This window comes from Cedecea sp. VD22 (genome assembly GCF_037150195.1).
In the GTDB taxonomy this organism is placed as follows: domain Bacteria; phylum Pseudomonadota; class Gammaproteobacteria; order Enterobacterales; family Enterobacteriaceae; genus Cedecea.
Genome location: NZ_JBBCPX010000001.1, coordinates 560,869 through 579,820, shown reverse-complemented (window position 1 = coordinate 579,820; position 18,952 = coordinate 560,869). Strand labels below are relative to the sequence as shown.

Below are 18,952 nucleotides of genomic sequence, written 5' to 3'. Positions count from 1 at the left end.
ATTAAAAATCAATAAATTATAAAACTGGCACGATACTCGCAATAACACCGTCATTGAAGTACTTAACGCTATGACATCAATGAGGTTCTCAATGGCTATTCAGGTTAAAAACAACATTCAGTGGGTTGGGCAACGTGACTGGGAAGTGCGTGATTTTCACGGCACGGAATATAAAACGCTGCGCGGCAGCAGCTACAACAGCTACCTCATTCGCGAAGAGAAAACTGTCCTGATCGACACTGTGGACCACAAGTTCAGCCGCGAGTTTGTGCAAAACCTTGAGCGTGAAATCGACCTTAACACGCTCGACTACATCATTATCAACCACGCGGAAGAAGACCACGCGGGGGCGCTGACCGAGCTGATGTCACGCATCCCGCACACGCCAATCTACTGCACCGCCAACGGCATCGACTCCATTAATGGTCACCACCATCACCCGGAGTGGAACTTTAAGGTGGTGAAAACCGGCGACAGCCTGGACATCGGCAATGGCAAACAGCTGATCTTCGTTGAAACGCCAATGCTGCACTGGCCGGACAGCATGATGACCTATCTGACCGGCGACGCGGTGCTGTTCAGCAACGACGCCTTCGGCCAGCATTACTGCGACGAGCATCTGTTTAACGACGAAGTGGATCAGACCGAGCTGTTCGAACAGTGCCAGCGCTACTACGCCAACATCCTGACGCCATTCAGCCGCCTGGTAACGCCAAAAATTACCGAAATCCTCGGCTTCAACCTGCCGGTGGAGATGATTGCCACTTCCCACGGCGTGGTCTGGCGCGACAACCCGACGCAAATCGTTGAGCTGTACCTGAAATGGGCCGCCGATTACCAGGAAGACCGCATCACGCTGTTCTACGACACCATGTCGAACAACACCCGCATGATGGCGGACGCCATTGCCCAGGGCATTCACGAAGTTGACCCGCGCGTGGCGGTGAAAATCTTCAACGTGGCGCGCAGCGATAAAAACGAAATTCTGACCAACGTGTTCCGCTCCAAAGGCGTGCTGGTCGGCACCTCCACTATGAACAACGTGATGATGCCGAAAATCGCCGGGCTGGTGGAAGAGATAACCGGGCTGCGCTTCCGCAACAAACGCGCCAGCGCCTTCGGCTCCCACGGCTGGAGCGGCGGCGCGGTCGATCGCCTTTCCACCCGCCTGCAGGACGCCGGGTTTGAAATGTCCCTCAGCCTGAAGGCGAAATGGCGTCCGGACGGCAACGCCCTGGAACTTTGCCGCGAACACGGTCGCGAAATCGCCCGCAAGTGGGCGCTCTCCCCGCTACCGGTGGCTCAGGCTTCAGTCACCGTCGCTCCGCTAGCCGAAGAAGCAAAAGCAGAATCCACCGGCGCCGACCTCGGCCCCTGCATGCAGTGCAGCGTTTGCCAGTGGATTTACGATCCAGCGCAGGGCGAACCGATGCAGGCCGTTGAGCCAGGCACGCCATGGAGCGAAGTGCCTGACAGTTTCTTGTGCCCTGAATGTTCGCTGGGCAAAGACGTCTTCGACGAACTGGCAACGGAGGCCAAATGAACAACGGCATTGTGATAGTCGGCTCAGGCTTTGCCGCCCGCCAGTTGGTGAAAAATATCCGCAAACACAGCGCAGAGGTGCCAATCCGGCTGATTGCCGCCGACAGCGCCGACGAGTACAACAAACCGGACCTGAGCCACGTCATCAGCTTAAACCAGCGGGCCGAAGCGATGACCCGCCAGCAGGCTGGCGCGTTTGCGGAGCAGTTCAACCTGACGCTGCACGCCAATAGCTGGGTCAGCAGCCTTGACCCAAAAAATAAACGGGTCAACTGCGGCGAGCAGCAGTGGCGCTACGACAAGCTGGTGCTGGCGACCGGCTCTTCCGCCCTGCTGCCGCCCGTTGCCGGCAAAGAGCTGATGACGACGCTCAACAGCCAGCAGGAGTATCAGGCCTGTGAAGCCCGGCTGCGCGACGCCCGGCGGGTGATGATCCTCGGCGGCGGGCTGATCGGCAGCGAGCTGGCGATGGACTTCTGCCGTGCGGGCAAAGAGGTTGTGCTGGTGGATAACGCCAGCCACCTGATGGCGTCGCTGCTTCCGGCAGAGGTTAGCGGCCGACTGCAATCCCGCCTGAACCAGATGGGCGTCGAGCTGCTGTTCAACCAGCGTCTGGAAGCGGTGAGCCAGGCGGAGTCAGGGCTGTGCGCCACGCTTAACAACGGACGTGAGCTGCAAGTTGATGCGGTAGTGTCCGCCATCGGCCTGCGCCCGAACGTTGGGCTGGCCCAGCATGCAGGGCTTGAGGTGAACCGGGGCGTCAAGGTGAACAGCCAGCTGCAAACATCCGATCCGGATATTTACGCCCTCGGCGACTGCGCAGAAATCGATGGCAAAGTGCTGCCGTTCCTGCAGCCGATTCAGCTCAGTGCCATGACGCTGGCGAAAAACCTGCTCGGGGCAAGCGACGCGCTTTCCCTTCCGGCGATGCTGGTCAAGGTGAAAACGCCGGAGATGCCGCTGCACCTGGCCGGAGAAACCCAGCGCCGCGACCTGGTCTGGCAGATTAGCGCCAGCCCGCAAGGGCTGATTGCCAAAGGGATGGACGCTGCACAGCAGCTAAGGGCGTTTATCGTCAGCGAGGAGCATATGAAGCAGGCGTTTAGTTTGGTGCGGGAGTTAACTTCAGCGCCTTAAGCCTGGCCGTTTCTATGCAAACATGGCTAAAGTCCCGTTCACCTTAAGTAAAGTTTTATATTTTGCCACCGCGTCGGTGAACGTCTCAGGGGAGTCACCGTCACTCCCCTGAGAACCCGGACTCCCGGCGAAATAAATCGACCGCTGAAGCGGCAGACCTCCGTTTTATCTCCCAGTCCTGGGTCGGCTGAGATGCGTTCCCGACGCTCTCAGCCTCCGGCCGTTCCCGACGTCCGGACCCTGGCCAGTCGGAGAGAAAACGCAGGCGATTTAAGCCGGAACCGTGCCTCGCTTTAAACCCGCAGCCACGCAGAACGTCACTGTCGCTGCAAGTCTCACAGCCACGCCCTTGTCCCCGGCTCTCAGCGCCCCCGGGTATGACCCAACTCAGGCGGGGTTGAGCTGCCGGGAGCAGCGAAAGAGAGCGATCGTCGGGAACGAATCGCGAACGACCCCGAATGTTTGGGTGATAGCCGGTGGGTTTACCGCTTCAGCGGCGATGAGCTCGCCGGGCGCCAGGGGTTGTCAGGGGGCATGGCGTAATGCCCCCTGACACGTTCACTGTGCTCTGGACGTAAAGGGGAAACAGATCTACGGGTGAACGGAATTATGCCTGAGCTAAATAGTTCTCCCGAAATAGACAATATATAAGTGGTGCAAAGCGCCCAACCCTGACCATCAATACAAATTCTGCGGCGTAAAAATCCCGTGGTGGGAAGTGCGTAAAGGAATCACTGTGGCAGGCGCTGGGGCAGGCGCAGCGCTGAGCGAATCAATAAAAGCTCTGGCCCACCACTGGCTGTCGTACCTTTCCACTTTGGCCAGCAGCTGCTGGTGGCGGCGTTTCCGCTCGTGCAGCGGCATCGTCAGCGCGGAATAAAGCGCATGGCTTGCTTCGTTGGCATCGTAGGGGTTGATCAACACCGCATCCGTCAGCTGTTCCGCCGTGCCGGTCAGGGCCGACAGCATCAGTACGCCGGGGTCTTCGGCATCCTGCGCGAGAACAAAAGCTTTCGCCTCCAGGCTCATCCCCTCAGAAAGTGGGGTGAACATCGCCACGTGGGCGTTACGGTAAAACGCGTGAATCAAATCGGAGTGGCAAAGATGGTTGCGAATATAGTTGATGGGGTACCAGGTCGCATCCCCAAAGCGAGCGTTAATTTCTGCGCACTGGTGTTCCAACTGGTCGCAGAGATCCCGCGCCGACCACGAATAGCCCCTTGAAGCGTCAGAGATTTGCAACAGGCTGACGTCACGCAGGTACTCCGGGTGCGAACTTAGAAACGTTTCCATCGCATTCAGGTGGCAGTGCACGCCGCTGATATCGCTGATCGTGTCGTTGCTGATCACAATCTGGCGAGGGTAGTTCCGCACCGCTTCGGCGTTGGTGTGCGAAAGCGGCGGCAGGGTTTTATCCACGCCGCAGGGGAAAATCCCCAGCCGGATAATGTGCCCGTTGAGCTGAATAAGATTATCCGCCAGCCGCTCCACGCGGTAAAACCGCAGCGCATAGGCGAGGAAATTATTCACATCTCCGCTCGACTGAAAGCCGAGCAGATCGTAGCTGAACAGCGCCTGCATCAGGCTGTCGTGTTCAGGTACCGAACGCAGCACATCGCCTGGCGGGAAGGGCTGATGCAGGAAAAAGCCGCAGCGGTTGGTGTAGCCATCCTCTTTGAGCATCTTGCCGGTGAACAACAGATGGTAGTCCTGCACCCAGACGAGATCGTCAGGCTCGATTTTGGCGGCCACCCGCGCTTTCACGTCATGGTTATAGTTTTTCCAGGTGGTGAAATACTCTTTTTTATAGTGGATCAAATCCGGGCGATTGTGGAAAACCGGCCACAGCACCTGATGAATATAGCCCTGGTAAAAGTTGTCATACTCGTTGGGGGTCAGCACCCAGCTGTATTGCTGGTAGCCCGACTGACTGAAAAAACGCTCTTTTCTCTGCTTGTTCCCTGCGGCTATTTCACCGTTCCAGCCAAACCACAGGCCCGAATGTTTCTTCAGAACGGCATGAAGTACCGGAAGCAGAGGATCGCCGCGCTGCCCGCGTTCTGGTTCGCAGCGATTAGACAGCATGATAAGACGAGACATACATCACCTCAGGTTAGCATTCAGGTTAAGAGCACACGGGTGTTAGCGGGACAGCACCGCTTCTTCCTGGGTCACGATAGTTTCAAACCACGCCAGTTCCGCCAGCTTGTGGGTCACCCACTGGCGGGAGAACGCTTCCCCCAGGCTTTCGGCCATGTAATGACTTTGCTGAAACTCATCGATTGCGACGTGCTGGAACAGCGGCAGCTCAGGGGCAAACAGGGCTGAATTTTTCAGGGTATCGCTGTCGATATTTTCCAGGCCGTAAAGCATGCCGGTCAGAATGGCGGCCATCGCCAGATACGGGTTCACGTCGGCCCCGGCGAGGCGGTACTCAATGCGGCGGTTGCCGTCGTCAGAGCAGGGAATGCGCAGGGCGGCGCTGCGTTTGTTGTAGCCCCAGGAACTGAACAGCGGCTCGGTAAGGTTTTTGCGCAGCCGCCTGAAAGAGTTGACGTGTGGGGCAATAATGGCCACGGCGGCGGGCATTGTTTGCAGCATCCCCGCCAGGCAGAGCTGGGTCATTTCGTTCAGGTTTTCCGCCGGGGAGGCAAAAACGTTGTCGCCTTTGCGGTCGTTCAGGCTGATATGAAAATGCAGGCCGTTTCCGGCCAGGTGCGAAAACGGCTTCGCCATAAAGTTGGCCTGATAGCCAAACTTATCGGCCACGATGCTGGTCAGGCGGCGTAGCGCCAGCACGCTTTCGCACACGCCGACGATGTCTTTGCCATGCTTCAGGTTCAGCTCAAACTGCCCGGCTTCCGCTTCGCAGACGATACCGCTCAGCGGCAGCTTTTGATCGGCGGCGGCCTGCTCCAGCGCTTCAATAAAAGCGGTGTAATCGGAAGGGACGGGCATATAAAAGCAGCCCTGGGCCGGCACGTCCTGCTGGGCTTTGCTGACCAGGTAAAACTCTATTTCCGGCGCGGCGACCGGGTACAGGCCGTGGTAATGAAACTTCTGCAGGACATTTTCCAGCACCACTCTGGGTTCTAGCGCGTAGCCGCTGCCGTCGCTCTGCTTCATGGTTAACAGCAGCTGCGCGTTGTGCTTCGGGTCGTGGGCGCAGGGCCGCAGCGTCCCCGCCACTGGCAGGCAAAGCCCGTCGGGCTCGTCGTATTCCACGCTGGCTGATGCCTGGCTAAAAGGTTTACCCTCGTGATCCATCGCGTAAACGGACTGCGGGAAATAGCAGCCGGCAGAGAGCGACAGCAGGCTGTCTACCGCGATGCGCTTGCCGCGAAAAGCCCCGTTGACGTCATTGAGGTAAATATCAACGTGCTTTGTGTCGGGGTGACGTTGCAGGTAGCGCTGTACCTCTTCGGCAAACTCTTTAGCTCGCTCCGCCGCTGGCTTTTGCCGCACTGACTGGCCGACGGATTCTTCATTGGATGAAGCCTGCGGCAAAGCGAAAAGCGTAAAAATGTTTTTAACGAGTGAGTGGTGAATGAGTGAGTTCATGGCGGTCTTTTTCTAAGCCTCTCGGCGACGAAAAGAGCATATTCACTGGCGTATAAAAAGAAGGTAAAAAAGCCCAGGCGGTGGGTAAAAAAAGTATAAATGGCAATAAGTGTGGGGATGTAGCCCGGCACCTGCGGCTGTCCGCCTGTCCAAACGAGTTCGCATATCATATACCGCTTAGTGCTTTCCCCAGCCGATTCAAACTCGGCTATTCTTTGTTTACTGCATGATTTTTAAGTAAAGAACAACGAGGAATAACTATGAACATATCAACACGTTGGGGTTTGGCAGGGTTAGTGATGTTGGCAACAGGCGCGCAGGCGGCGGAACCGGTGAAAGTCGGCTCTAAAATTGACACCGAAGGCTCTTTGCTCGGCAATATTATTTTGCAGGTGCTGGAAAGCCACGATGTAAAAACCGTGAATAAAGTCCAGCTCGGCACCACCCCGGTTGTGCGCGGGGCGATTACCTCCGGCGAGCTGGATATTTACCCGGAATACACAGGCAACGGCGCGTTCTTCTTTAAAACTGAAAACGATCCGGCCTGGAAAGATGCCCAGAAGGGCTATGAGAAAGTTAAGCAACTGGATTACGACAAAAATCACCTGGTCTGGCTGACGCCGGCCCCGGCCAACAACACTTACACCATCGCGGTACGTAAGGACCTGGCGGAGAAAAACCACCTGGTTTCCCTGGCGGATCTTAGCGAATACCTGAAAAAGGGCGGCACCTTTAAGCTGGCGGCTTCCGCCGAGTTTATCGAGCGCTCCGACGCGCTGCCGGCCTTCGAAAAAGCCTACGGCTTTAAGCTGGAACAAAGCCAGCTGCTTTCCCTGGCCGGGGGCGACACCGCAGTAACCATTAAAGCAGCGGCACAGCAAACCTCCGGCGTTAATGCCGCGATGGCCTACGGCACCGATGGCCCGGTTGCGGCCCTGGGCCTGGAAACGCTCACCGACCCGAAAGGCGTGCAGGCCGTTTCTGCGCCAACCGCCGTAGTGCGTGAGGCCGTGCTGAAAGAGTACCCGCAAATTGGCGACTGGCTGAAACCGGTCTTTATTTCCCTCGACCAGAAAACGCTGCAGCAGCTGAATGCTAAGATTGCCGTGGAAGGTCAGGATGCCAAAAAAGTGGCCGCTGATTATTTAAAGCAAAAAGGCTTTGTTAAATAGCCTGCTGGCGGCGTGCATTGTGCTTCAAAGCCCGAAATGCACGTCGTTATTTGGTCTGCCTCAAACAGTCGACAACGCCGGTTGTCGGCTGTTTGTCATCAATTAGCTGGAATGACGTTTGCTAAAAATTCATAACAGGGTACTGCTGCTGCTGGTGTTACTGCTGGCGGCCGCCTTGATGTTACTCCCGATCATCAACAACGCGCCTAACCGCCTGGTTTCCGGCGAGCCGCTGGGCGTCACCCAGTTGCCCGGCACGCTGTATTACTGGCTGGCGATTCCTTTTCTGATGCTGGCTGGCCTGACGCTGGCCCCCGCCCGCGCCCTCACTCAGCTGGTGATTATTGCCACCGGCGAGCTGCTGTTTATCGGCCTGCTGTTACTGCTGGGACACACCGCGAGCCAGCTTGCCCTGGAGGGCAGTTCCCTCGCGCGTACTTCCCCCGGCAGCGGGCTGTGGCTGATGCTGGCGGTTTGCCTGCTGCTTTGCGCCGATGCGGCTAACAGACTTACGGCCAGCCCTTTGTGGCGGCTCTTGCTGAATCTCCAGGTCTGGGTCGTCCCCGTCGCGCTGCTGGCAACCGGCTACTTCAGCGATCTTTCGCTGATGAAGGAGTACGTCAACCGCCAGGACGTGTTTGACGATGCCCTGAGCCGCCACCTGGCCCTGCTGGCCGGTACGCTGGCTCCGGCGCTGCTGATTGGCGTCCCGCTGGGGCTCCTTTGCTATCGCCGCCCGGCCTGGCAATCCGGCGTGTTTTCTCTGCTCAACGTGATCCAGACGGTGCCTTCCGTGGCGCTGTTTGGCCTGCTTATTGCGCCGCTGGCGGGTCTTGCCGCCTGGCTGCCGTGGCTGGGGAAAATGGGCGTGAGCGGGATTGGCGTCGCGCCTGCGCTGATTGCGCTGGTGCTTTATGCGCTCTTGCCGCTGGTGCGTGGCGTGGTGGCGGGTTTGCAGCAGGTACCGCGCAACATCGTGGAAAGCGCGCTGGGCATGGGCATGTCGCGGGCACAAATTTTCTGGCGAGCGGAAGTGCCGCTGGCGTTGCCGGTGCTGCTCCGCAGCCTGCGTGTGGTCTGCGTGCAGACTATCGGCATGGCGGTTATCGCCGCGCTGATTGGCGCAGGTGGATTTGGCTCGATTATTTTCCAGGGGCTGTTGAGCAGCGCGCTGGATCTGGTTCTGCTTGGCGTGATGCCGGTTATCGCCCTGGCGGTGATCGTCGACGCGCTGTTTAAGCTGTTTATTTCTCTGCTGGAGGCAAAATAATGATCGAGTTCGATCGCGTCAGCAAATACTTCCACGGCGAAGCGGCGGTCAGTGATTTGACGCTGAACATCCTTGAAGGGCAATTCACCGTGCTGATCGGCACCTCCGGCTCAGGCAAGTCCACCACGCTGAAGATGATCAACCGCCTGGTAGAGCACGACGAAGGGCGCATTCGCTTTGCCGGGGAAGAAATCCGCAGCTTTGACCCGAAGGCGCTTCGCCGCCGCATGGGCTACGCCATTCAGTCCATCGGCCTGTTCCCACACTGGACGGTGGCGCAGAACATCGCCACGGTGCCTGAGCTGCTGAAGTGGCCGAAGGCGAGAGTGGCCGAACGTATCGACGAGCTGCTGGAGCTGTTAGGCCTGGACGCCGCGCAGTTCCGCGACCGCTATCCACACCAGCTTTCCGGCGGGCAGCAGCAGCGCGTGGGCGTGGCCCGTGCGCTGGCGGCCGACCCGGAGGTGCTGCTGATGGACGAGCCTTTTGGTGCGCTGGACCCGGTCACCCGCGCGACGCTGCAGCAGGAGATGATCCGCATTCATCAACTGCTGGGGCGCACCATCGTGCTGGTGACCCACGACATTGACGAGGCCTTAACGCTTGCCGACAACATCGTGCTGATGGACGGCGGCAAAGTTATCCAGCAGGGAACGCCGCTGGAGCTGCTGACCAACCCGGCCAACGACTTTGTGCGTGATTTCTTTGGCCGCAGTGAGCTTGGCGTCCGGCTGCTTTCACTGCGCCACGTCGCGGACAGCATTCGCGCCGATGAACGTCTGGAAGGGGAACCTATCCGGGCAGACATGACGCTGCGCGAAGCGCTCTCGCTGTTTATCGACCGCCAGTGCGAAAAACTGCCGGTGGTGGATGCCCAGAATCAGCCCTGCGGCGTGCTGCACTTTAGCGACCTGGTCAGGAGGAGAGAACATGCGCCTGCTGCGTGACCCTTTGCTGTGGCTTATCGCGCTTTTTGCTGCGCTGCTGGTGCTGCTGCCCTACACCAGCGGGCTGTTTAGCTGGCTGTTCCCGCAGCTGACGAGGCCGATGTACCAGCAGGACAGCTTTGTCTCTCTGGCGCTGGCGCACTTAACGCTGGTGGGCATTTCCAGCGTGGTTGCGGTGGTGATTGGCGTGGGGCTGGGGATTTTGGTCACGCGTCCGGCGGGGGAAGAGTTTCGTTCGCTGGTGGAGACCATTACCGCCGCCGGGCAAACTTTTCCGCCGGTGGCCGTCTTAGCCGTGGCGGTGCCGGTGATGGGGTTCGGGCAAGAACCGGCGATCATCGCGCTGGTGATTTACGGCCTGCTGCCGATTTTACAGGGGACGCTGGCGGGGATTGGGGCGGTGCCTGAATCCGCGCGCGAGATTGCGCTTGGCATCGGTATGAGCCGCGGGCAAATGCTGCGGAAAGTGGAACTGCCGCTCGCCGCGCCGGTTATTCTGGCGGGCATCAGGACATCGGTGATTATTAATATCGGCACCGCGACGATCGCGTCTACCGTGGGCGCTAACACGCTCGGGTCACCGATTATTATCGGGCTAAGCGGCTTTAATACCGCCTATGTGATTCAGGGCGCGGTGCTGGTGGCGCTGGCGGCAATTGTTACTGACCGCCTGTTTGAGCGCCTGGAAAGTTACGTCACGCGCCATGCAAAATAACGATGTAGCCGACCAGCATCACGCCGCCAATGCCGCCGATCGCCATAACCAGCATTCCGCCCACAAGGGCCATTTTTGACAGTTTCATCCGTTGCTCCGTTTGTTAACGAAGCGATTATAAAGGGAAGCGGGGTTGTTAATGAACCATTGATTGTGACGAAGAGGGAAAAAGGCCATTTTCCCTCTTTATTGCCGTCAGTCCGTGGGCTGTCTGCGCTCAACGTTACCCAGCACAAAAACGGGCAGCCCTGCGCTGCGCCACGATTCAATCTGGTCTATTTGCCGTTCTCCGGGGCAGTCACCGCACCAGACCAGCAGCGTTTGCCGGTCAAAAATCTCCGGTTTCAGGCTGCTCAGAGAATTAGCCAGCACGTCGACCCGCCAGCCTTGCTGGCTGGCAATCCACGCCGCCATCCACAGCCGCGTTGTGTCCTGCACGTTCCAGCCCACGACTAAAGCATCTCTGCCATTTTGCTTGCGCGCGGTGGCAATACACATCGCGATATAGTTGATCAGAGCGCCGTCCAGCAGGCTAAGCAGCGCGCAGAGCGCAATTTGCTGCCCGTAAAGGCGGCGACGCAGCGGAAGATAGAGATGTTGCACCAGCGTGTGCGCCGGATAGATACGCCCAATGTCGGCTATCCAGGCGCGGAGCAGGTTGGGGTTGCCGCTTTGCAGATGGCGGAGCAGCGTTTCCTGCCGCTCTCCCCAGGCGTGTTCTTTTTCCCGGTGTTCACCGCTGAGTAGGCTTTTGACTTTGCTGACCTGCACGCCTTGCTCGATCCAGGTTTGGATCTCGCGAATCCGCTCGATGTCGGCGGAGTCAAACAGGCGATGCCCGCCGTCGCTTCGCTTAGGTTTGAGCAACCCGTAACGCCGCTGCCAGGCCCGGAGGGTTACCGGATTAATATTGCAAAGCGCAGCCACTTCTCCGATGGAATAAAGCGCCATAACGTCACCTGATACCTTAAGGGGAGGCCCTTACTAACTGTAGTAAGTTCTGGTGAGTTTGGCTTCATTGGGCGAGATTTCTTGGGGGATTGGCGTTGTTGCTTAATCACATTTCTCTTTCAAATCTTCCACAGATATCTTTCGCTCCACAGTTATGCCGTTCACCGATAATTCAGTTTCCCTTGTACTTTCAGAGCACGTGAACGTGTCAGGGGGCATTACGCCATGCCCCCTGACAACCCCCGGCGCCCGGCGAGCTCATCGCCGCTGAAGCGGTAAACCCACCGGCTATCACCCAAACATTCGGGGTCGTTCGCGATTCGTTCCCGACGATCGCTCTCTTTCGCTGCTCCCGGCAGCTCAACCCCGTCTGAGTTGGGTCATAGCCGGGGGCGATGAGAGCCGGGGACAAGGGCGTGGCTGTGAGACTTACAGCTACCCAAACGTTCAGAGTGGCTGCGGGATTGAAGCGAGGCACGGTTCCGGCTTAAATCGCCTGCGTTTTCTCTCCGACTGGCCAGGGTCCGGGCGTCGGGAACGCATCTCAGCCGACCCAGGACTGGGAGATAAAACGGAGGTCTGCCGCTCACGCGGTCGATTTATTTTGCCGGGAGTCCGGGTTCTTAGGGGAGTGACGGTGACTCCCCTAAGACGTTCACCGGTGCGGGGGCTGCATATAAAACAGGACTCAAAGTGAACGGAATATTAGCCAGTCTTTCATAACGCCTATTTATGACTAAGAGACAGCTCTGGACCGGCTTAATCCTCGAAGTACCAGTACCCCTGATTAATCAGCGCCGTCAGCTGGCGGATAAATTCGTCATCCTCCACGGCGGCACCCAGCTCCGTTTTGGTCAGCCGGGTATAGCGGCACATTGACACGGCGGCGGCCTGATGGCTAACGTCCAGCGGTTCACTGTTGACGAAGAAACCCTCGCCAACCTGCAATACCCGCAGCCCGCTCAGGCGAATCAGCTCTTCTCCGCCAGCCAGCGCGGCGGCCACTTCTTCGGGCTCGTAAGGCGGCTCTGCAGATGCAATATCCAGCTCGTGCCGCGGCGTGGTCACAAAGCTGCCGAACCACTGGTTGAACGCTTCCGGCTGGCTAATCAACGCCGTCATCATGTCGCGCAGGCGTTCCAGCTCGTAGTTTTCTACTTTGCCAGGGTTTACGCGGCAGGTGAGATCCGGGTCGCTGTAGTGATCGCCGCCGAGGTCATTTTCCAGCACGTAATCGGCAAAGCTGCTGATTAAGTCGCGGCTGTTTGGCCCGCGGAAGCCAACCGAATAGTTCAGCGCCGTTTCATGGGTAAAGCCGTCGTGCGGGAAGCCAGGCGGAATGTAGAGGATATCGCCGGGGGCTAAATCTTCATCGATGATCGGCGTGAACGGCTCAACGTGCAGCAGCGCTGGGTGCGGGCAAAACTGCTTCAGCGGCAGCTTATCGCCCACGCGCCAGCGGCGGCTGCCCATCCCCTGGATAATAAACACGTCATAGTTGTCGATATGCGGGCCAACGCCGCCGCCCGGTACGGAAAACGAAATCATCAAATCATCCAGCCGCCAGTCCGGCAACACGCGGAAAGGGCGCACCAGCGCGGCGGCGGGTTCGTGCCAGTGATTAACGGCCTGGGCCAGCAGCGACCAGCCGGTCTCGCCGAGATTATCAAAGTGTTCAAAGGGGCCATTGCTGGCGTGCCATTTTCCCTCTTTAAAACTGACCAGCCTGCTGTCGACTTCATTTTCCATTGCAAGGCCGGCAAGTTCGTCGGGCGTTATAGGGTCGACAAAATTAGGCAGTGCGTTTTTGAGCACCACCGGCTTTTTCTGCCAGTACGTTTCCATAAACGCTGGCCAGTTGAAATTAAGTTGATAATCCACGGTTATTTACCCCTGTGCGGAAGGAGGCCGATTATAGAGAGCGGCGTCCGCCGCCGACCTTGTCATGGGTCAATCTGCCGCTACATTCCCGCTTTTTCTCCGGCCAGAAAACGCCGGGGCTATCGGTTTTTTCTGATTTTATTTTAACGTTCAACCGGGCTGCAGCCCTTGCTGTGGCTGGTTTTTTCTGGTTTTACACAGAGTTAAAGAAAATTTAGCCTGGAACCGGAACTGAATTCTTACCACTGACTAAGCGGAGAACGTGTTTGACTGTTAAGGGGTAACAGCATGGGATTAGGAATATCGGCTTTTATCAAGCCAGGGCGAGCCATTAGCGACCGTGAAATTACCGATTTACAGCAGGGGCGGTCACGCGCCTCAGCGATAAAACAAAGCAAAGCGCCACCCACGCAAATCGCGTCGGGGTCACTGCACGCCGAGGCCGGAGCTACGCTGCCCCCCGGTGGACTAAGGCAGAGTGCGGCAAATACGCAGACGCCGCAAAAAGGAATGTTCAGCCGTTTTTTAGGACGGCATCGCAACGGACAAGATGCCGCGCAAATTACGATTCCCGCCACGGCAAGCGCTTCTCGCGCCAGCAGCCCAAGTCTCTATAGCCAGGCCAGCGCTTCTCGTGCCACTAGCCCAAGCCTTTACAGCCAGCCCAGTGCCAGTTCCGCCAGCGTTTATAGTCAGCCGGATGTGTCCGACCCGAACGCCATCCCCAGTAATGAAGTCGGAACGCCCGGCAGCCACTTTGCCGAGCTGCCGCTGGAGATTGAGCCTGAAAAAAACATGCTGCTGGAAACCCGGCTATCGCTCGATAAAAAAGGGCGGCTGGAGATCGATACGCCCGCAACCTCTGCGCCTCTACATGCCCTGATGGAAAAAACCATCGGCCATGACCGCCTGCGTTATCAAAATCACCTGGCCAGCGACGACGGCCATCAGCATGTTTTGCTGGATAAAGAAGGGCGGTTGATGACGCTGCGCAGCCAGCCCGGCGCATTTATTGCCCTCAGCCACAGTCAGCAAAAAGTGGAGTGGCGGGAAGTACATCCTCCCCATCGGGGATTTATGCGCCGCCAAAGCCTGGCGCCCGCCGGGCAGCATCTTTCCTGGCACGACCGCCAGACCGTCGAGATTGGCGGTGAGAAAGTGCGTCTGCCGGAAACGGGCATCCGCGACCGCCTGACGGACAGCGTTACCGACGGCGACGGCACGCGCTACCGCCTGCACGACAAAAAACTCTTTAGCTTTGACAGCGCCGCCAACGCCTGGCAATCGCTCTCCGGCGAGGACGATAAACTCTCCTCCCTGTCGCGCCAGAGCGACGGCATGCTGTGGCGAGTGAACGACGACAAACAGCTTGGCAGCGCCGTGGGTGACACGATCAAGGTCAATTTTGAGCACAAAATCGATCACTATGCGGTAGGCCCGAAGCGCGATGCTCTGGTGCTGCTGAGCGACGACGAGAAGAAGCCGCAGGTGGCCTATCTGGCCAACCTGGCGGCGACCGATCCTCAGCCTAAAATGCTGACGCTGCCCGAGAACATGACGCTGAAGAAAACGGCGCTGCACGGCCCGCTGCTGTTTGCGCTGGACAACAATGGCCGGCTGCACTGCGGCGACAAACCTGATGCACAAAGCACGGCGCTGACCTTTGGGGAAGCCCGGCACAAGCCGCTGCTGGATAACATCACGCAATACGTGGCCGCGACCGTTGAAGATGGCGCGCGAATCGAAGATATGCTGGCCGATGAAACCGATCGCCTGCACCTTATCGTGAAGGATAAGTACGACCAGAAGCACGCCATTACCTTCCACTGGCACGGCGGCGATCTCAAGCCGCAGAGCAGCTGGAACCTCAGCGACAGCCTGGTGCTCGACTACCAAAAAGGGCTGCCGCAGGTCACGCCTGCCGCCCATGATGTGGTGGATCTCGGGCGGCTCGGCAAGCTGGCTTTGCACGACGGCAAAGTGCACTACTTCAACGAAACCACCGGCCTGTGGGCCGCTTCCGACGAAAAAGCGGACAAGCTGCAGTGCGGCCTGGACGGCCAGCCGTGGCTGATGAAAGACGGCGAGCTGAAGCGCCTCAAGGTCAACCTGAGCAGTAACAAAGTTGACCACGGCAGCAACGTTTTTGCGCTGCCGCAGGTGACCAAAAGCGTAAGCGCCGATCTGGCCACGGCCGGGTTGGACAAAGCCGAGAAAGCGCAGGCATTCACGGCGATCGACAGCCGCCGCTATCTGGCGGTGAACGAAAAAGGCGATATCGGCTTCCACCACATAGACACCACCACTCGCCGCAATCAGCGTGCCACCCAGACGCTCAGTCAGGCGGCTCTGCAGCAGCAAATTGAGAAGCTGGTCCCCGGCAGCGCGGGGAAAGAGGATGCGGCAAAAGTCAGCGATCTCGCCCTCGATGAAGACAAGCAGCTTTGGCTGTTAAGCAAAGAGGGGAGCCTGTTCAGCCTGCCGGAAAACGGCTGGAGCAGCGGCAAAGCTGACGGGTTAGCGAAAGCCACTCTGCCGGCAAACGAGGACGGCAGCCAGCCTGAACTCACCGCGCTGCAAACCTCGGCTAAGGGGCAAGTCAGCGCCCTCGACAAGCAGGGCAATACGTTTGTCTTCAAAGCCGGAGACTGGGAAAAAGGCGACCCGGCGACCGCGCCGGTGGCGGAACCCAACATGGCTCGCCAGCACTACGAGCGCCTGACGAAAGCGTCAAAAGACTGGCGCCTGCCGGGCACCGGGATCACCTTCAAACGCGAGGTAAACTTCCTCGGCCAGACCGGGCAGGACGGCAAGCAGGTTCGGACCTCGTTCCGCACTCGTCTCAGCACGTTTGTCTTCCGTCCGTCGCTGGAATGGCCGCGCCCGATAAAAACCGCCGCCTATTCTATTCAGCACCGCTACGCCGGGCGTGAAGGGCTGAAAGACGTCTACCAGCAGCAGGGGGATTTGACCCAGCGGCTGAAGGCGCTCTCGCAGCAGCCGGGCAGAGCGGCTCCGCGCCCAGGCTTAAGCCATCGTCTCGAAATCATGAGCGGGGAAACGGCGCGCCAGTGGCAGCCGCAGGAAAAGGCGCTGCTGGAAGAAATGAGCAGCTTTGCACGCCAGCTTTCCGACAGCAGCACGCATTACTGCGAGCAAATTGGCCAGCACTATGGCGTGCGTGACGAACGCCGCCAGGAGGCCACGCCTTCTCGTTTTGGGCTGAACCATAGCCAAAGCGGGGCGCTGAACCCGTCGAGCAGCCGCCAGGATAATTTGACCGGGCAACTGAACGAATTGCTGCGGCGCTATCCGGCCGATAAAAGCAACCACGCCGGGGCGATTATTGCCGAGCTGGAAGCGCGGCAAATAACCCTTAACCACCAGAAAGAACAGGTCCCGATGGGGCGCCAGCGCGATATCCATGACGACATCGGGCTGGTGAAATCCAGGGTAATGCTGGACGTGCTGGCGCTGAAATCCCTGCATGATTCGGTGGATGAGCTGCAGCAGGCCTCGCTGCTGGGCGAACCTCAGCGTTCAGCCAAAATGACGGAAATTGCCGCCAACGTGGCCCGGCTAAGGGACAGCGAATGGGGCGGGAACGTGATTAAAACGGTCACCACTCAGGGCTTCGGCAACCACAAGTCGCTGGAGGCCAACTATGACGCCATCAAGGCAATGACCAAGGCGTTCAGCAAAGAAAACCACGGCGTTAACATCAATACCAAAACCGTGATGCAGGCGGAAAACCAGCGCGAAATGCAGGACAAAATGGTCTCCACCGTGCTCTCGCTGGAGAGCGGCGAAAACCTGGCGTTCAGCCGCACCTATGGGGCGTCTGCCACCGCCACGGTGGCACCGGGCACTCAGGTTGTGGCGGGCGTTGGCGGCAAAGTGGGTGCAGATCGTGGCTACACTATGAGCTTTTCACGCGGCGATACGGGAATTAACGTCAGCTTCGGGCGCACCGGTGCCGTGTCGGCAACCGGCATCGTGGGCGTCGGCTACAACGTGCTGACCGACTACAACAAAACCCACAAAGTTTACCTCGACGGTGACCATAAGCACCCGCTGTCGCAGGGCGTTCGCCTGGGCGGCGGCGTCACGCTGGGCGGGCAGCTTCAGTCCCAGCACGGCGTCTCGTTTGAACTGGCGGAGCACGAAATCCCCGGTTTTATCGAACAGCTGAGCAGCGGCACGCTGGATCCGCTGGAGTTTTTGAACCGGGGTGCCAACCACAGCGTGAAAAGTGGCGCAACCCAGAGCTTCAGCGTGGACATCAACGCCGCCGCGCTGGCGAGCGTCGGCTTCCCGTTTACCGACAGCCACGAGAAAGATTTCCCGACCAGCGCACGCCTCGGCGGCGGCGTCTATGCCAACACTAACCTGCTGGCGGGCAGCCGCGAACGAACGGACTCACGCAACGCCGAAGGGCAGGGCGTCAGCCACAGCGACCACCGCCTGAGGGCATTTAACCAGATGAGCGCCGGGGCTAACATCGCCATTCCGGTCAGCACCACCCTTCAGCCGAAGCACAAAGATCCCTTCTCGGTGGGCGTCGGCGTCGGGGCCAGCGTGCAGCTGTCAATCAACAACCGGACGACGCACAGCCTCACCGTAGACTTAAAAAATGCCCAGCCGGTGGAGGGCGTTCACCTGGAAAAACTGATGACCACGCTGGGCAAGCAGTTTACCGACAGCGCCTCCACGCAGCTGCTGGCCAAACTGAAAGAGGAGCCGAAAGAAGGGGAGCTGCCGATCTCCGTGGCCGATAAGCTCAGCCAGCTGGATGCCCATTTTACACGCTGGTATCCGCCTGCCGATAACGCGAAGGCGCGCCGTCCGCTGCTCGACACGCTGCAGCAGCTGACCGCCCGGCAGCAGCAGGCCGACTCGCTTTCCGTGCAGAATACGCAGCCGGAACCGACCAATGCCGAGGTGGATGCGCTTATCACCGGGCTACGCGGCGAGTTTACCGACCTCGCCAGCCGCCAACTTCTGGATGAACTCACGCCGGCGGAAGGGGCTCCACGCCTGCCGATGTCAGCCGGAGAGCGGCTGGGCAAGCTGGAAACCCACTTTGCCCGCTTTATTCCGCCGTCGCGGCACCACGAGCTGACGGGCAACGGCCCGCAGGCGGCGCTACAGTCGCTGCAGCAAACCGTGCGCCAGCAAAATGCGGTGCTCAACCAGCAGCAGCTGGTGAACAAGGCGGAATACCAGTCCACCTATAAGAACCTTTCGCGCATCGACAACAACGGCTTGTTCCACTTTATGCGCCACTTTATGGAAGGTGAGTTTTCGCCGAGTAACGCCGACCGCATTACCCAGATGATGGGCGAGGATTACCGGCTGAAAGCGCTCCTGCGCGGGCTGCAGGATAACAGCAGTTCCCAGGCGGTGGTCTCCCTTGAGCTGAAAACCAAGCCGCGTGAAAAGCTGGCCGACCAGTGGGCAAACCATACGGTCACCCAGGACTCGATTGTCGATCTGTTAAAAGATCGAGACAAACTGCGACTGAAATCTATCGCGTTTACCAAAACGCAGAGCAAATCCGATGGGTTCTCGACGCCGTCATTTTTACTCGGCGGCTCTAACGGCGTGTCGCTGTCGATGAACGAAAATCTGGGCACCATCAACTTTAGCTACGGCGATGACGACAGCGCGCCGCTCAGCTACACCGTGGACGGTGGCGTGGCTCAGGCAGAAAAAGAAGTGAAATCGGCGCTGCAAGACGCCGCCGAGGCGGGATTTATGGTGAAAGGAGGATAAG

General features: G+C 58.7%; 12 protein-coding genes. 7 read left to right on the top strand and 5 right to left on the bottom strand.

Features of this window, described 5'->3' with window-relative positions:
* Positions 1-91 precede the first annotated feature (91 nt).
* Entirely contained in the window at positions 92-1,543 is a 1,452-nt protein-coding gene (gene norV, locus WFK85_RS02800) for an anaerobic nitric oxide reductase flavorubredoxin (RefSeq protein ID WP_336706737.1), read from the top strand.
* Positions 1,540-2,679 (top strand): NADH:flavorubredoxin reductase NorW, encoded by a 1,140-nt coding sequence (gene norW / locus WFK85_RS02795; RefSeq protein WP_166990557.1) that lies wholly within the window; start codon positions 1,540-1,542, stop codon positions 2,677-2,679. Before norV ends, norW begins: the two co-directional genes overlap by 4 nt.
* Before the next feature lie 678 nt (positions 2,680-3,357).
* Here norW and WFK85_RS02790 read toward each other — a convergent pair.
* Both WFK85_RS02790 and WFK85_RS02785 read right to left on the bottom strand, forming a co-directional pair.
* Positions 3,358-4,779 (bottom strand): alpha,alpha-trehalose-phosphate synthase (UDP-forming), encoded by a 1,422-nt coding sequence (locus tag WFK85_RS02790; protein ID WP_336708604.1) that lies wholly within the window; start codon positions 4,777-4,779, stop codon positions 3,358-3,360.
* A 42-nt stretch (positions 4,780-4,821) separates the two neighbouring features.
* Entirely contained in the window at positions 4,822-6,240 is a 1,419-nt protein-coding gene (locus WFK85_RS02785; RefSeq protein ID WP_336708603.1) for a glutamine synthetase family protein, read from the bottom strand.
* Between the two features lie 260 nt (positions 6,241-6,500).
* Between WFK85_RS02785 and osmF the strand changes: the two genes are divergently transcribed.
* From osmF to WFK85_RS02765, 4 genes are all read left to right on the top strand, one after another.
* A complete protein-coding gene (gene osmF / locus WFK85_RS02780) occupies positions 6,501-7,412 on the top strand; it encodes a glycine betaine ABC transporter substrate-binding protein OsmF (RefSeq protein WP_166995391.1) in 912 nt (303 codons plus the stop codon).
* Between the two features lie 118 nt (positions 7,413-7,530).
* Complete coding sequence (locus WFK85_RS02775; protein ID WP_286180333.1) at positions 7,531-8,682, top strand: ABC transporter permease; 1,152 nt, start codon at positions 7,531-7,533, stop codon at positions 8,680-8,682.
* Entirely contained in the window at positions 8,682-9,629 is a 948-nt protein-coding gene (locus WFK85_RS02770) for an ABC transporter ATP-binding protein (RefSeq protein ID WP_008455617.1), read from the top strand. Before WFK85_RS02775 ends, WFK85_RS02770 begins: the two co-directional genes overlap by 1 nt.
* Positions 9,613-10,344, top strand: coding sequence for an ABC transporter permease (locus WFK85_RS02765; protein WP_039291356.1), 732 nt, complete (start codon positions 9,613-9,615; stop codon positions 10,342-10,344). The genes WFK85_RS02770 and WFK85_RS02765 overlap by 17 nt, the downstream gene beginning before the upstream one ends.
* Here WFK85_RS02765 and WFK85_RS02760 read toward each other — a convergent pair.
* From WFK85_RS02760 to WFK85_RS02750, 3 genes are all read right to left on the bottom strand, one after another.
* Positions 10,325-10,417 (bottom strand): hypothetical protein, encoded by a 93-nt coding sequence (locus tag WFK85_RS02760; RefSeq protein ID WP_409335219.1) that lies wholly within the window; start codon positions 10,415-10,417, stop codon positions 10,325-10,327. The genes WFK85_RS02765 and WFK85_RS02760 overlap by 20 nt on opposite strands.
* A gap of 122 nt (positions 10,418-10,539) precedes the next feature.
* Complete coding sequence (locus WFK85_RS02755; RefSeq protein ID WP_336708600.1) at positions 10,540-11,295, bottom strand: MerR family transcriptional regulator; 756 nt, start codon at positions 11,293-11,295, stop codon at positions 10,540-10,542.
* 759 nt (positions 11,296-12,054) lie between these two features.
* On the bottom strand, positions 12,055-13,176 hold the full coding sequence (locus tag WFK85_RS02750; RefSeq protein ID WP_008460962.1) for a ribosomal protein uL16 3-hydroxylase: 1,122 nt from the start codon (positions 13,174-13,176) through the stop codon (positions 12,055-12,057).
* 288 nt (positions 13,177-13,464) lie between these two features.
* Here WFK85_RS02750 and WFK85_RS02745 point away from each other — a divergent pair, with 288 nt between their 5' ends.
* Positions 13,465-18,951, top strand: coding sequence for an AvrE-family type 3 secretion system effector (locus WFK85_RS02745; RefSeq protein ID WP_336708598.1), 5,487 nt, complete (start codon positions 13,465-13,467; stop codon positions 18,949-18,951).
* The last annotated feature ends 1 nt before the right edge of the window (position 18,952 follow it).

Bases quoted from the DNA above. Each gene is read 5' to 3' on its own strand.
- WFK85_RS02790 (WP_336708604.1), bottom strand. From the start codon at position 4,779: ATGTCTCGTCTTATCATGCTGTCTAATCGCTGCGAACCAGAACGCGGG.
- norW (WP_166990557.1), top strand. From the start codon at position 1,540: ATGAACAACGGCATTGTGATAGTCGGCTCAGGCTTTGCCGCCCGCCAG.
- WFK85_RS02765 (WP_039291356.1), top strand. From the start codon at position 9,613: ATGCGCCTGCTGCGTGACCCTTTGCTGTGGCTTATCGCGCTTTTTGCT.
- osmF (WP_166995391.1), top strand. From the start codon at position 6,501: ATGAACATATCAACACGTTGGGGTTTGGCAGGGTTAGTGATGTTGGCA.
- WFK85_RS02755 (WP_336708600.1), bottom strand. From the start codon at position 11,295: ATGGCGCTTTATTCCATCGGAGAAGTGGCTGCGCTTTGCAATATTAAT.
- WFK85_RS02760 (WP_409335219.1), bottom strand. From the start codon at position 10,417: ATGGCCCTTGTGGGCGGAATGCTGGTTATGGCGATCGGCGGCATTGGC.
- WFK85_RS02785 (WP_336708603.1), bottom strand. From the start codon at position 6,240: ATGAACTCACTCATTCACCACTCACTCGTTAAAAACATTTTTACGCTT.
- norV (WP_336706737.1), top strand. From the start codon at position 92: ATGGCTATTCAGGTTAAAAACAACATTCAGTGGGTTGGGCAACGTGAC.
- WFK85_RS02745 (WP_336708598.1), top strand. From the start codon at position 13,465: ATGGGATTAGGAATATCGGCTTTTATCAAGCCAGGGCGAGCCATTAGC.
- WFK85_RS02770 (WP_008455617.1), top strand. From the start codon at position 8,682: ATGATCGAGTTCGATCGCGTCAGCAAATACTTCCACGGCGAAGCGGCG.